Consider the following 12,539-nt stretch of genomic DNA (forward strand, 5'->3'; position numbering starts at 1 on the left):
GGACGCTCCCGCGGAATCGCCGCGAGAGGGTTGGTCTGTGCGAACAACCATCGGATACACCATCGAAAGCATCGGCTACGTCATCGGGGCCCAGGGGCTCGTCAGCTTCGCCTCGCAGACCTTCTTCGGCACGGAGTGGGGCTGGCTGCACAAGGTCGTCGACCTTCCCTCCACCGCCTACCTCGGTGTCCTCGCCGTGGGGCTGGCGCTCGTCGTCGGCGGGGTGAAGACGCGGAAGGCACCCGAGCGCCCGGAGGCGGCCTGACCGGCGGACGCCTCGCCCGCACGCGCACGAACCCGCCAATGCAGCGCCACGGCCCGTTTTCCGGCGCAACGGACAAAAAACGACCGACAGAACGGCCCCTCTGAGCGCCGATCCCAACTCCCCCGGTGTCCCGCGACCTCCTCGGCCGCCACAGGCCGCCAGCGGGGCGCACAGGGCTTTTTGGCGAAGGCCGATGCCCCTCGGAGGCCCCTCAGGGGCGGTGGGCGTCACCTCGACGGAGCAGAGGTGACGGAGGCGGCGGGTGAACCCCTGTGGACGTCGAGCTTCGAGCCGCGATCCGACCAGCCCCACGGCCACCGGCCGGGCTGCGCGCTGTCCCTGGACGGGCGCAACGTGTGGGTCTACCGGCCGGTTCCCGGGACAACCCTGTCCGCTGGGTACGCGCTCCCCTGCGCTGAGGGGACGGGTCATCCCCGTCGAGGAGTTCGAAGCGGGTTACGACCGGCTCCTCGCCCCGCTCGCCGAGGCGGGCACCGAGCTCATCCTCATCGAGCCGTTCCTCCTGCCGATCCGCGGCGTCGTCGAGGCCGGTGCCGCGCGCATCGGGGAGGAGGAGCGGAAGCAGTGGCGCACCGACCTGAACCCGAAGATCCAGGCCGTGCGCAGCCTCGCCCGCCGGTACGGCGCGCACCTGATCGCCGCCGACGGCATGTTCGCCGAGCTCAGTACGAGGACCCGTCCGGAGTACTGGGCCGCGGACGGCGTACACCCGACGCCGGCCGGTCACGCCGCACTCGCGGCGGCCTGGCTGCGCCTGGTCGCCTGACGGCCTGAACCGGGTTGTCAGGGACGGCAGGCGGAGCAGGCGTGACCGTCGATCGACGCGGACCGCAGCGGGCCGCGCCGAAGGCGGCCAGTCGCCCGCCCCCCTCGGCAACGGGCCTCCAGGCCAAGGTAACCGGTGATCTTTGACAGCAATCCGCCCTATACCAGGGCAACATATTTCGGTGTGCCTCTTCGCCTTCCCGCGAGAAGGTTAGTAAGGTACCCGCATGACCGCCCCATACGATCCGGAAGTCAGGGAAAAGGTAGTTGCCAAGCTGCCCGCGTCCCTGAGGCAGGAACTCAAGGTCCGCGCAGCCCAGTTGGGCGTGGACATCCAGGACGCCGTCACCGAGGGCATTCACGCCTGGCGCGCCGACGCAACGGCCGCCACCCCCGTGGACACCTCCGGCTCCTCATCCTTCTCCACCTACCTCCCCACCGGCCTGTACGGGGAGTTCAAGGACGACTGCCGTACGCGGGAGATCCCGTACAACCAGGGCGTCGCCCAGTCGATCCGCCTCTGGCTCGACACCCACCCCTCCCCCATGGGCCGCCGCCGGCCGGCCAACGAGGGCGCCCGCCGGGTCGTGGTCTGCAACCAGAAGGGCGGCGTCGGCAAGAGCGCCATCAGCAACGGCCTCTCCCAGGCCCTCGCCGAGACGGGCGCACGGGTCTGCGTCATCGACTTCGACCCCCAGGGCCACCTCACCCGCCACCTCGGTGCCGAGATGCTCGGCATCAAGGAGCCCAGCCTCGCCAAGCACATGCTCGGCGAGATCGAGGGCCGGGTCCGCGACCTCCTCGTACCCATCGAGCACGGCGTCTTCGCCGGCCGCCTCTTCCTCCTCCCGTCCTGCAAGGACGCCTTCCTCCTCGACGCCCGGCTGGCCACCACCCGCCACGTGCGCACCAAGGAGACGGCACTGGAGAAGGCGCTCGAAGAGCTGGAGAAGGAGTTCGACTACATCGTCGTCGACTGCCCGCCCAGCCTCGGCTACACCATGGACACCGCCCTCTACTACGCCCGCACCCGCGACGGCGAGGCGCCGAAGACCTCCGGCCTCGTGGTGCCCGTCCAGGCCGAGGACACCTCCGCCGACGCGTACGACATGCTCAGCGAGCAGCTCGAGGACCTCATCGACGACCTCGACATCGACATCGCGCAGCTCGGTTTCGTCGTCAACCTCTACGACAGCCGCAAGGGCTACGTCGTCACCTCCTCCCTCAACAGCTGGAAGGAGTTCGGGGACCCGCCCGTCATCACCGTCATCTCCGACCTGAAGGAGCAGCGCGAGGCCGTGCGCGTCAAGCTGCCCCTGCTGCACTACGCGCCGGACTGCGAGCAGTCCGAGGCCATGCGTGAGATCGCCCGGAGGATCGCGGTATGAGCAAGAGCGACCTCCTCGGCACCGGCGCGGCCTTCAGCAACGCCCGCCGCGCCGGCGGCCGCAGCGAGCGCGGGCGGGCCAAGGCCATCGCGCAGGGCGACGTACCGGCGTACGAACTGATCCGCGTCCCCCTCGACCAGGTCTCCCCCACGCCCCTCAACCCGCGCCGCAACTTCGGCACGGACGAGGAGAAGACCCGCTTCGGCGAGGAGCTGCGGCAGGCGCAGCTCTCGGCCTGTGTCGTCGTCGGCCGCGAGGCCTACCTCGGCCTGTGGCCGGACCACGCGTCGCGGATCGGGGCGGCCGCGTACGTCCTCATCAACGGCGAGCGCCGCTTCCGCAGCGCCGTGCACGTGGGGCTGGAGTCGCTGGACTTCGTCGTGCGCGACGACCTGGCGGTGTCCCGCGCGGACTTCATCGACCACCTCCTCGCGGAGAACCTCGAACGCGAGGACTTCGACGTCATCGAGCGCGCCCGCGGTGTGCAGCAGCTCGTCGACACCTGCGCGGAGCAGGGCCGGGAGCACGGGGCGAAGTCGCGGGCGGCGGAGCGGCTGGGGAAGTCGCCGTCGTGGATCACCAACCAGCTGGTGCTGCTGGAACTCCCCGAGGAGATCCAGGCCATGCTGAGCTCCGGCGACATGCCCGAGCGGGACGGACGCCTCCTGGCGCGCGCGGCGAAGGACCGGCCGGGCGCGGACGCGGCTTCCCTGCTGGACCTGCTCCAGGAGAACAAGGCGCAGGAGGCCCGGGCGAAGGCGGCCCAGCGGGAGATCCTCCGCGAGGCCCGCGAGCCGGTGGCGGTGGCGGCGCCGGCCCCGGTCCCCGCCCCGGTCCCGACCCCCGTCCCGACCCCCGTCCCGGCCCCGGTCCCGGCGGGGGGGCCCGCCGAGCCGGGTCCCTCGGTCGTCGTGGCCGCTCCGGAGGACACCGCCCCGGAGGCCCGACTTTTGTCCGCGGACAAAAGTCGGGCCCCGGAGCCGCAGCCGGCAGCCGTGGTGGAAGCCGTGGTGGAAGCCCCGGCTCCGCTCGCGGTGAGCCCCACTCCCCCGCGGGAGCCGGTCATCGCTTCAGCCGAGCCGGACCCGGAATCGGAAGCCGAGCCGGAGATGGCGATCCCGGTCCAGGGGAAGAGCACGGAGACGGCGTCGGCCCCGCTCGCGTGGGGTGACCCCCAGGCGGTCTTCGAGGCGATCCGCCAGAACATGCCGCCGAAGCAGCGCGCGGAGCTGACCATGCTCCTCATCGACAGCAACGGCAGGACGGCCGGCAGCCGCTGACCGCCCCGCTCCCTCGTGCTGACGACGGCCCGACTTTTGTCCGCGGACAAAAGTCGGGCCGGCGTCAGCACGAGGGCACGAGCACCTCCGCCCGCTGCCAGTGCGCCACGCCCGCGAGCAGAACGTGACGGCAGGTTCGTGGACTGCCGTCAACTCCTCACTCTGTTCCCCCAGCCAGCCGACTCCGGCGGCCCGCTGCGCATTGTCTTTGCCGACGGCCCAGGCGGGTACGTCCCGGGTGGAGCGCCCCTGGGCTCCGGGGACGTGGGCTTCACCTGGGGTGCAGACCTGAACCTTCACGAGCCCGGCGCCGTCGGCGGGCGGTGGAGGTCGACGGCTGGTGCCTGCTGGAGGCGGCGGCCGCCGGGCGCGCCGGGGGAGCGGTTGCGAGGGCTCATAGGGGGATGACTCGCCTTCGCCTGACTCCGTTGATCCTCGGACGAGCTCCGCCGGACGGCGATCGAACTTCGGTGAGACTGGTTCGCTTCGTCGAGTCGGCCCCTTTCCTCCGTAGAGGGCGGCGACTTTTGTCCGCGGACAAAAGTCGGGGTCAGTCGTCGGCGGCGAGTACCTCTCGGGCGCGCAGCACGAAGGCCTCGCAGGCGTGTTCCGCGACCTCGCCCCGGGCGAGCATGTCGTCCCTGTCCGAGGCGAAGAAGATCTCCCGGGTCTTCACCTGGATCTCTGCGGCGTGCTCGGCGAGCCGCTGCGCCTGCGGTTCCGTGGCGACGAGGCGGAGCCGGAAGAGGCTGCTGCGCACCTCGACGTAGAGCCGGTACGACTCCGCCCGTGCGGCGAGGGCCGTCTCGGAGCCGGGGGGCGCCTGCTGGCTGGTCCACCGGTCGTACTGGGCCCGCCGGTACTCCTCGGCCAGGGCGGCGAAGTCGGCGCAGGCGTCGAGGAGGCGCTGGTGGCTCCGCTCGCGCTCGGCACGAGCCGTTGCCCGGGCCGTGCTCTTCTCCTGGTAGCGGTGCGCGATGACGGCACCGAGCAGAGTCCCCAAGACGGCGATGGCAGCCGCGATGATCCCCGACACGTCACCAGCTCACCACCTGAGGCCCGGACCGGGAAGAGTACGAATCGGCCAGCTCCGTTTCCGGCGGCAGCCTTGCTCCGTCGGCCTGGAGCCGGGGATGCTGGGGCGATGCCGGGACAACGGAAGAGGAAGCGCAGGCGTCAGGACGAGGCGAAGCGGACGGCCGCGCGCTTCGCACCCGGCGCGGGCCGATGGGACGTGCTCTTCGAGACCCAGGACGCCTCGGAGTTCCAGGACCGCGTCCGGCGACTCCGAGAATCGGATCCGGAGATCGACTGGAGGGCGGTGCGCGGGGACACCTTCTGCGGGCGCCTGATCCACCCGACCACGTACCGGCTGAGCCTGTTCGTACCCGAACCCGTACCCGAACCCGTACCTGAACCCGAACCCGAACCCGAACCCGTATCCGCCGCGGGCCAGGCCCCGGCCGTCGAGGGATGACCCCGCCGACTTTTGTCCGCGGACAAAAGTCGGCGGCAGGGCGTTGTGGGTGCCCCCGGCCGTCAAGGCCTGTGACACGGGCCATAGGGTGGCGGGCCATGGACATCGCAGAGACACCGCGGCTCTGGGAGTTCCTCAGCTCCCTCGAAATCGGCGAACGGATCTCGGGCCGCGTCGCCTCCATCGAATCCTTCGGTGTGTTCGTGGCCCTGGACGAGGGCCCCGCCCACCCCGTCTACCCGGGCGTCGGGTTCATCTCGTACGCCGAGCTGGCCTGGCAACGCTTCGATGCGGCGACGGAGATCGTTCAGGTGGGGCAGCGGGTCACGTGTGAGTTCCTCCAGTTCGACACCTGGAACGGGGAGGCCCGGCTGTCCCTGAAGGCCACGCAGCCGGACCCGTTCCAGATCTTCGCCGACGACACCAGCGTCGGGCAAACGCTGCCGGGCCGGGTCACCAAACTGGTTCCCTTCGGCGTCTTCGTCGAGGTTGCCAAAGGCATCGAGGGGCTGGTCCCCCTGCTGGAGCTCGCCTGGACACCGGTCGAGGCCCCGGAGGAGATCGTCGGGGTTGGGGACGAGTTCCGGGTCGTCGTCACGGAAGTGGACCGGCAACACCGCCGGCTCGCCCTCTCCCGACGACGGGCGCTGGGGCACCGACCGTGGTCCGGCTGACCGGGCAGACACCCCCATTCCCTGACCGACTTTTGTCCGCGGACAAAAGTCGGGCCTCTTGCCCGGGCTTGGGTGGGCGCGGGTACGCCGTGGGGCGCGGACTTTTGTCCGCGGACAAAAGTCCGGGGCGGCGTCCCGGGCCCTTGTCCGCCCAGGCGGCGGGAGGCTCGGCCGTCAGCCGGGGAGGCCACACGAAGAGGCCGTCCGCCGCGCCGCCCTGCGCCCGACGCCACGCCGGCAGTCCTGATCACCCGCGGCCCGGTTCGCCCGCAACTGGGGAAGATCGCCGGCGGCAGTGTCAGACGGATTCCGCCCGCATGTAGGCGAAGACCCTGCCCAGCGCTCCGTCCTGGTACGGAGTCGCCTCGCTGGAGAGAAACGCCGCGCGGGCGCGGTCGACGTCGTCGCGCCGGACGGGGCTCGGTACGTGGGGGGTCAGCCTGATGACGAGCGGGGGGATCCCCGCCTGCTGGTACGCGGCGAGCTTGTGGTGCCCGTCGAGGAGGTAGCCGACCCAGCTGTCGGCGGTGGGGAACAGTGCGACCAGCGCCGGCAGGTCGCCCCCGGCGCGGATGCGGTCGCGGTAGCCGCGCACCGCCCGGTGGTCGCGGGGCGGCCACGTGTCGGTGGTCACCAGCGCCAAGTCCTCGTCGGGGTACCAGTGCTGGACCTTGAGGGCACGCGGGTGGACCACGCGCAGGTGGTGCGGAGCGACTTCGGCCCTCATCACGTACCGCCCGGGGGCGAGCAGCGACAGCAGCGGCCGCAGGGACTCGGGGTCCGGCGGCTCGACCCGCCCGGTACGCGGATCGGGCACGAGGCCGGGGGCGCTGAGCCACTCGCCGAGGTACTTGACCTCGGCGAGCCCGGGCCCGCCCGCGCCCGCCCGGGCGGCCAGCCAACCCACACTGCCGCAGCCGTCGTTGCCCTCCAGGAACACCGGGTCACCGACGAGGAGCAGCAGACTGCCACCCGCGTCGCCGGTCACTTCGATGACGCCGTGCCCGTCGGGTACGTCGACGCACACGGTGGGGGAGGGGTGACGTCTGCTCATCCGCCGATCCTACGGGCGGGCGAACGCGGTGCCGGAGGTACGGTGACTGGGGGGCCCTGTCGCAAGGGCCGCAGGGGGCCCGCATCGCTTTCGAAGACGGCAGGCTCGTCGTCGTGAGGGTCTCCGGCGAGAGGCTGGTGCCCTCTGGGACCTGGTCCACTCGTTGCCGGCTCAGGGCTGAGAGGTTCGACCATCCCCATCCGACGGCAGTCAGGGCGCGTACGGCCAGAGACTGACGCGGTCTCGTGCCACACGGACCTCCACCCATGCTCCATCCGCGAAGCCCTCCGGCGGCGGCGATGGTTCGGCGAGATCGAAGAGGATCGGTGTGCCGCCCACGTTCAGGGCGGCCCCTCCGTCTTCGAAGAGGCTCAACTGCCCCCGAAAGATGATGTGCTCGCCGTCTTCCCGGAGTTCAGGAGCAGCAGAGGCATTCGGCCAGGCGTTCACCGTCCAGACGATCTCCTCGTCCACGGTCCACTCCACGTGGTGTTCCCGTCCCACCGCCTCAGGAGCCCCCTGCCAGAGCACTGCAACGGTGCCCAGCGTGGAGTGGACCCGGACGATCTGCGAGGAGGGTGGTGGCACCGCTTCTACCCTGACCAGCATCCCACCATCATCTCCGACCCGCTGACCGAGCAGAGGCTGGGACGGGGTCAGCAGCGGCGCGGCCTGCTGTTCGAACCGGGCGAGGCGCTCGGCCCTTCCGGTCCGGGGCCGCCGACCGCCTCGCGGAGCCGCTGCTGCGCGGCGGGGAACACTCCGCTTTCGGCGCCGGTCCCACGGGCGGCTTCGTTCCGCTGCTACGGCCCGTCGTAGGGACGGCGGGCCGGCTTCTCCCTCTTCGCGAGTGCGTGAGCGCGTGAGCGCTTTATGGGTGTGTCCAGCCGTTGGCGAAGTCGCACCACAGGCCGATCCAGCGAAGCGGGCCGGCCGGGTCGTCGGCTGGGTGGGCGTAGGCCGGGCCGCGGGCCTGGGCCCAGCGGTCCCAGGGGCCGTCGGGGTGCGTGAACGTGAGGATCCCGGCGTCCTCCGCAGTGCCGAAGCGCGCCAGGGCGAAGCAGTAGCCGCTGCCCGCGTAGCAGACCTCGCTGTCCAGGAGCAGGGTGCCGATGCGCTCGCGGAACAAGGCCGCGTCTTCGATGCTCGCAGGGCGTCGGTCGTCCGAGACGATGTCAACGTTGAGTCGTGACATGGAGCGAAGCCGAGTATCTGAAGTGCCTGGAAGCCGAACGCCGTGGCTACGCCTGGGTGATGGAACACCACGGGGGACTGACCCCGAAGGAGGCGGAGGAGGCCGCACTGGAGTGGTACCGGTACGAACCCGCCGGGGATCCGTACCGGGGGCTGGTCTTCCACGACGAGTCGTGGCACTGGGCGATGCTGGCGGTCCACGGCCACCGGTACACCGTGGAACACCCCGAGCTGGCCTACCCCTCTCCTGGCTATCTGGCCCTGGAGTAGCCCGGTCAGTCACCAGGGCACTGGCCCGGCGTCGTCGAAGAATCCGCCGCTAGGTCCCTCGTCGGGCAGGGTCGCGAGGTGGATCGCGATCGCCGCGCCCTGGTGGGGAGTGCGGACGCCCTGGAAGCCGTTGAGGTCGGTGGCGGTGAAGCCCGGGCAGCCGGCGTTGACCAGGATGCCGGTGTCCCTCAGTTCCTTGGCGTATTGGACGGTGATGGCGTTCAGGAAGGTCTTGGACGCCAGGTACGCGGCGGGAACCGGGCCCATGCCGATGCCGGGCGTGGTCTGCAGGGTGAGCGAGCCGACGCTGCTGGACATGTTCACGATCCGCGGCGATGCCGAGCCGCGCAGCATGGGGAGCATCGCGTTGGTGACGCGGATGACCCCGATCACGTTGGTTTCCACGACGGTTCGTACGGTCGCGGGATCGACCGTGGTGGGCGTCTGCGGCATACCGCCGGTGATCGCGGCGTTGTTGACCAGGACGTCGAGCCCGCCGGCGCGGTCGGCGATCAGCTCGGCCGCGGCGGCCGTACTCGCGTCGTCCGCCACGTCGAGCGGAACGCCGAACGCGTCCGTCCCGGCAGCGCGCAGCTTCTCCACCGCGGTGTCGCGGCGCTGTCGATCCCGCGCGCCCACGCCGATTCGCCAGCCGAGGCAGCCCAGGCCCGCCGCGATCTCGTATCCGATTCCCTTGTTCGCGCCGGTCACCAGCGCGATCTTCTGTTCGCTCATGTCAGCAAGCGTCGTGCGGACTGGAGTGGGACGTCCAAGACCGACCGGGTGGGCGGTGATACCGCTCGGGTATCGGTCGAGGTGAGCGCCGGATACGATGACGCGGTGGAGACGCGGGAGCTGCGGTATTTCGTCGCCGTCGCGGAGGAGTTGCACTTCGGGCGGGCGGCGCAGCGGCTCGCCATGGCGCAACCACCGCTGTCGCGGGCGATCCAGCAGCTGGAGCGGCGGCTCGGAGTGGTCCTGCTGCACCGCACCGCTCGCGCGGTCGCCTTGACCGAGGCCGGGTCGGTGCTCCTGCGGGAGGCCCGGGCCGCGCTCGACGCCGTCGAAGCCGCCGAGCGCCGCACCCGCCGCGCAGCTGCCGCAGCACCCGGTGTGGTGCTGGCCACGAAGGCCGGGGCGGCCGGCGAACTGCTGTCGAAGCTGCTGGCCGCCTATGCCGCCGAGCCCGGCGCGGTCGCCGTCGAGGTGATGCTGTGCGGGCCCGGCGAGCAGGAAGGGCTGCTGCGCGACGGGCGTGCCGACGTGGCTCTGCTCCAGCGGCCCTTCGACACGACGGCCGGGCTCGACACCGAGGACCTGCACACCGAACAGCAAGTCGTGGTCCTGCCCGCGGGGCACCCCTCGGCCGACCGACAGCGTATGTCGATGGCCGAGGTCACCTCCCTGACGGACCTGCCCCTGCCACGCTGGCCTCGACGGGGCGGGGGCTATCCGGACGGACCTGGCCCGCAGGTGCGCGACCACACCCAGCTGTTCCAGCTGATCGCGCTCGGGCGGGCCTGCGCGGTGGTTCCCGAGTCCCTCCGGGACCACCTGCGCGGCGACCACGCGACGGTGCCGGTGCCGGACGCGCCGGCCGTCACGACCGTCATCGCCTGGCCCCCGCACAGCAGGTCCAAGGCCGTCGCCGACCTCGTCCGCACCGCGACACGCCTCTGGCCAACGGCAAAGGCGTGACGTGAGGTCGGCGCTCAGTTGCCCGTCGTGGCCAGTTTTGCCGCGAAGCCGAGGAACAGGGCTCCCGCCCCGGTCGTGAGGCCCGCCGAGAGCTTTCGGCGGCGGCGGAACTGTGAGGCCAGGTACGTTCCGCTGAAGATCAGCACGGTGACGTACGCGATGCTGATGGCCTGGTAGACGACGGCCAGCAGCGCGAAGGACAGCCCCGGGTACGCGTACCCGGGATCGACGAACTGGACGAAGAACGACAGGAAGAACAAGATCGCCTTCGGGTTCAGGACGGTGATCACCAGCGAGCGCCGGAAGAGTCCGCCGTTCGCCGCCGGGGCGGCGTCGGTCGCCTCCGAGGTCATCTCTGCGGTCGCCTCCGCGGTCGTCTCCGTGCTCTTCTCGTCACGGCGTCGCCACATCGCCCACGCCGCCCGGATCATGCCGACCGCGATCCAGGTCAGATAGCCGGCGCCCGCGTACTTCACCACGGCGAACACCAGCTCGTTGGCCTGGAGCAGCGAGGCCAGCCCGGCGGCCGTCGCCACCATCAGCAGGGTCTCGCCCAGGAACATCCCGGCCGCGGCGCGGTACCCGGCCCTGACCCCCAGCCGCGCGGCGACCGACAGCGTGAACAGGGAACTCGGCCCCGGCAGCAGAATGATCAGCAGCGCTCCCAAGGCATAGGTCAGCAGGTTCTGCACTCCCAGCATTCCGGCACCTTTCCCGGCGGCTATCCGACGTTGTTCCCCGTGCGCACGTTGTGCGCGCTCACCATCTCGTCGACCTCGCTGATCCGCTCCAGCGCGTACTTCTCGCTGATGTGCGTGAAGTTGTCCGCCCAGAACGCGCCCAGCTCGTCGATGTCGAGCAGGTCCTGGTCGCCGAACCTGGCGAACATCTCCTCCCGGTCGTCCCGCGTCACGGTGATGCCCAGGGCGGTCAGGTAGCGGTCGATCTCCTCGCTGTTCTTGAAGAAGTTCGGCCGCTCGTAGTCGACCAGCAGATCCCACGCCGGACTGTTCGGCAACGGAATAAACCGGGAGAACTCCACCGAGGAGAGCTCGACCTCGCCCAGCATCTGCCGGATCCCGGCGATGGTGCGGTCCAGCGTTTCCCGCCGCTCTCCCGGGGCGCCGGCGATGTAGGAGGCGTGGACCGAGATGCCGGCCTTGTTCAGCATGCGGATGGCTTCGAGGTTCGTCTCGCCGGTCGTCTTGTTCTTCCGCTGGGCTTCGAGCATCTCGGGGTCGGCGGCGTCGAGCCCGATGTTGGCGCGGGTGACGCCGAGCCGCCGCAGCTTGTCGACGTTGTTGCGCTTGGTCAGCCCCAGGGCGCGCGCGTAGACCATGACCTGTAGCTCGCCGTCGTCGATGCGGCGCTTCAGGTGCGGCGGGGTGGAGTCGATGAGGGCGTCCACGTAGCGGGGGCTGGCCGTGAAGCTGTCGTAGACCTCGAAGAAGAGGTTGATGCCGTGGTCGCGGTGGTACTGGTCGATCGTCTTCCAGAAGCCGCGGGGATCGCCGGTGTTGACGGTCAGGTCCGCGATGGAGCAGTAGGTGCAGCGCTTGTGGCCGTTCTCGCAGCCGCGCGCGTTGTTCACCGTCACCGGTCGCACCTGGTGGCCGTGGAGGTGGCCGAACTGGGCCCGGTAGTTCTCGGCGTAGACGTCGAGTACGTCGTCGATGAAGGTCAGGTCGGGAATCGTGTTGCGCAGGGAGAGCGCGTACTTCGGGGCAGGATTGACGCGGATCGCGCCGTCGTGCCGGTAGACGAGGGAGGAGACCTCGGATAACGGCCGGCCGCCCTCGAGTAACGCGCGGATCAGCTCCACGAAGGGGATCTCGCCGCCGTCGTTGGCTATGACGTAGTCGATCTGCGGCCGGTTGCGGAGGATCATCTCGGGGAAGAAGATCGCGTGGTCGTCGCCGAGGACGACCCGGGCCCCGCAGGCCTTGGCCGTGTCGGCGATCTTCAGGGCCTCGGAGTAGGTCGGTGTCAGCGCGCTGATGCCGACGACGTCGGGCGCGAAGTCCCGGACGGCGCGCTGGACGGTCTCGGTGTTGCTGATGCCGCCGTCGACGACTCGGATCTCGACGCGGTCGCCCAGGGCCTCCCGGGTCGCCGTGGCGAGCTGGACGATGCCGATGTGGGGGTAGCAGGCGTAGTTCGAGGCGTTCCGGTTGTCCGTGGGGTTGGGGGCGTTCGCGAGCAGGAGCTTCAGCGTCATTCCATCACCTGTGCGGGGGGAGTGAAGCGGAACGGACGGCCGGCGGTGGCACGTCCGTACGGATCACGAACATTTGCACAGGGTATATGCGTGTACCAGGCATCAACCGGCCACGGAGGTATCGAAACCGGACATCCTGATTCCGCTCGGGTACTCGGAAGCCCTTCCGGGCCCGTGGGCCGGGCAATACCGGCGGTCGTGGTGGTGGTTCACTGGTGGACAGCTCGAGGCGATG

15 protein-coding genes are annotated in these 12,539 nt (G+C 70.5%); 8 read left to right on the forward strand and 7 right to left on the reverse strand.

All coding sequences use genetic code 11. The features are described from left to right. Window positions 1-37: 37 nt before the first annotated feature. From SSNG_RS33970 to SSNG_RS38365, 4 genes are all read left to right on the forward strand, one after another. Window positions 38-265 (forward strand): hypothetical protein, encoded by a 228-nt coding sequence (locus tag SSNG_RS33970; protein ID WP_042804614.1) that lies wholly within the window; start codon window positions 38-40, stop codon window positions 263-265. 262 nt (window positions 266-527) lie between these two features. Next, the gene (locus SSNG_RS33975) at window positions 528-1,052 is read left to right on the forward strand and encodes an SGNH/GDSL hydrolase family protein (protein ID WP_007268498.1); all 525 of its coding nucleotides are present in this window, start codon (window positions 528-530) and stop codon (window positions 1,050-1,052) included. Window positions 1,053-1,278: 226 nt separating this feature from the next. Continuing rightward, window positions 1,279-2,439: a ParA family protein gene (locus tag SSNG_RS33980; RefSeq protein ID WP_007268499.1), complete on the forward strand. Its 1,161-nt coding sequence runs from the start codon at window positions 1,279-1,281 to the stop codon at window positions 2,437-2,439. Continuing rightward, a complete protein-coding gene (locus tag SSNG_RS38365; RefSeq protein ID WP_007268500.1) occupies window positions 2,436-3,719 on the forward strand; it encodes a ParB/RepB/Spo0J family partition protein in 1,284 nt (427 codons plus the stop codon). Before SSNG_RS33980 ends, SSNG_RS38365 begins: the two co-directional genes overlap by 4 nt. A 550-nt stretch (window positions 3,720-4,269) precedes the next feature. Here the strand turns inward: SSNG_RS38365 and SSNG_RS42660 are convergent. Then, complete coding sequence (locus SSNG_RS42660) at window positions 4,270-4,722, reverse strand: hypothetical protein (protein WP_165365077.1); 453 nt, start codon at window positions 4,720-4,722, stop codon at window positions 4,270-4,272. A gap of 141 nt (window positions 4,723-4,863) precedes the next feature. On the opposite strand from SSNG_RS42660, the gene SSNG_RS33995 reads away from it, so the two are divergent. Together SSNG_RS33995 and SSNG_RS34000 are read left to right on the forward strand one after the other, a co-directional pair. Further along, window positions 4,864-5,196 carry a hypothetical protein gene (locus SSNG_RS33995; protein WP_007268502.1) on the forward strand — a complete coding sequence of 111 codons (333 nt, stop codon included), beginning with the start codon at window positions 4,864-4,866 and terminating at the stop codon, window positions 5,194-5,196. 98 nt (window positions 5,197-5,294) lie between these two features. Next, the gene (locus SSNG_RS34000; protein ID WP_042804615.1) at window positions 5,295-5,870 is read left to right on the forward strand and encodes a S1 RNA-binding domain-containing protein; all 576 of its coding nucleotides are present in this window, start codon (window positions 5,295-5,297) and stop codon (window positions 5,868-5,870) included. 298 nt (window positions 5,871-6,168) lie between these two features. On the opposite strand, the gene SSNG_RS34005 is transcribed toward SSNG_RS34000, so the two are convergent. From SSNG_RS34005 to SSNG_RS34015, 3 genes are all read right to left on the reverse strand, one after another. Beyond that, window positions 6,169-6,924, reverse strand: coding sequence for a hypothetical protein (locus SSNG_RS34005; protein WP_007268504.1), 756 nt, complete (start codon window positions 6,922-6,924; stop codon window positions 6,169-6,171). A 210-nt stretch (window positions 6,925-7,134) separates the two neighbouring features. After that, window positions 7,135-7,398 (reverse strand): hypothetical protein, encoded by a 264-nt coding sequence (locus tag SSNG_RS34010; protein WP_241695304.1) that lies wholly within the window; start codon window positions 7,396-7,398, stop codon window positions 7,135-7,137. A gap of 397 nt (window positions 7,399-7,795) precedes the next feature. Next, complete coding sequence (locus SSNG_RS34015) at window positions 7,796-8,119, reverse strand: DUF6000 family protein (RefSeq protein WP_129593411.1); 324 nt, start codon at window positions 8,117-8,119, stop codon at window positions 7,796-7,798. On the opposite strand from SSNG_RS34015, the gene SSNG_RS34020 reads away from it, so the two are divergent. Continuing rightward, window positions 8,113-8,388, forward strand: a complete 276-nt coding sequence (locus SSNG_RS34020) for a hypothetical protein (RefSeq protein ID WP_007268506.1) — start codon at window positions 8,113-8,115, stop codon at window positions 8,386-8,388. The genes SSNG_RS34015 and SSNG_RS34020 overlap by 7 nt on opposite strands. Window positions 8,389-8,397: 9 nt before the next feature. Here SSNG_RS34020 and SSNG_RS34025 read toward each other — a convergent pair whose 3' ends face one another. Then, on the reverse strand, window positions 8,398-9,123 hold the full coding sequence (locus SSNG_RS34025) for an SDR family NAD(P)-dependent oxidoreductase (protein WP_007268508.1): 726 nt from the start codon (window positions 9,121-9,123) through the stop codon (window positions 8,398-8,400). Window positions 9,124-9,228: 105 nt separating this feature from the next. Between SSNG_RS34025 and SSNG_RS34030 the strand changes: the two genes are divergently transcribed. Further along, window positions 9,229-10,086: a LysR family transcriptional regulator gene (locus tag SSNG_RS34030; protein ID WP_007268509.1), complete on the forward strand. Its 858-nt coding sequence runs from the start codon at window positions 9,229-9,231 to the stop codon at window positions 10,084-10,086. 14 nt (window positions 10,087-10,100) lie between these two features. On the opposite strand, the gene leuE is transcribed toward SSNG_RS34030, so the two are convergent. Continuing rightward, entirely contained in the window at window positions 10,101-10,787 is a 687-nt protein-coding gene (gene leuE / locus SSNG_RS34035) for a leucine efflux protein LeuE (RefSeq protein ID WP_007268510.1), read from the reverse strand. Window positions 10,788-10,807: 20 nt separating this feature from the next. Then, entirely contained in the window at window positions 10,808-12,304 is a 1,497-nt protein-coding gene (locus SSNG_RS34040) for a radical SAM protein (protein ID WP_007268511.1), read from the reverse strand. Window positions 12,305-12,539: the final 235 nt, after the last annotated feature.

It is taken from the genome of Streptomyces sp. C (assembly GCF_000158895.1).
Classification (GTDB): domain Bacteria; phylum Actinomycetota; class Actinomycetes; order Streptomycetales; family Streptomycetaceae; genus Streptomyces; species Streptomyces racemochromogenes.

What these genes read in the sequence shown, in the direction of transcription:
- SSNG_RS33980 (WP_007268499.1), top strand. Translation starts at nt 1,279, where the DNA reads ATGACCGCCCCATACGATCCGGAAGTCAGGGAAAAGGTAGTTGCCAAG.
- SSNG_RS38365 (WP_007268500.1), top strand. Translation starts at nt 2,436, where the DNA reads ATGAGCAAGAGCGACCTCCTCGGCACCGGCGCGGCCTTCAGCAACGCC.
- SSNG_RS33995 (WP_007268502.1), top strand. Translation starts at nt 4,864, where the DNA reads ATGCCGGGACAACGGAAGAGGAAGCGCAGGCGTCAGGACGAGGCGAAG.
- SSNG_RS34000 (WP_042804615.1), top strand. Translation starts at nt 5,295, where the DNA reads ATGGACATCGCAGAGACACCGCGGCTCTGGGAGTTCCTCAGCTCCCTC.
- SSNG_RS34005 (WP_007268504.1), bottom strand. Translation starts at nt 6,924, where the DNA reads ATGAGCAGACGTCACCCCTCCCCCACCGTGTGCGTCGACGTACCCGAC.
- SSNG_RS34015 (WP_129593411.1), bottom strand. Translation starts at nt 8,119, where the DNA reads ATGTCACGACTCAACGTTGACATCGTCTCGGACGACCGACGCCCTGCG.
- SSNG_RS34025 (WP_007268508.1), bottom strand. Translation starts at nt 9,123, where the DNA reads ATGAGCGAACAGAAGATCGCGCTGGTGACCGGCGCGAACAAGGGAATC.
- leuE (WP_007268510.1), bottom strand. Translation starts at nt 10,787, where the DNA reads ATGCTGGGAGTGCAGAACCTGCTGACCTATGCCTTGGGAGCGCTGCTG.
- SSNG_RS34040 (WP_007268511.1), bottom strand. Translation starts at nt 12,304, where the DNA reads ATGACGCTGAAGCTCCTGCTCGCGAACGCCCCCAACCCCACGGACAAC.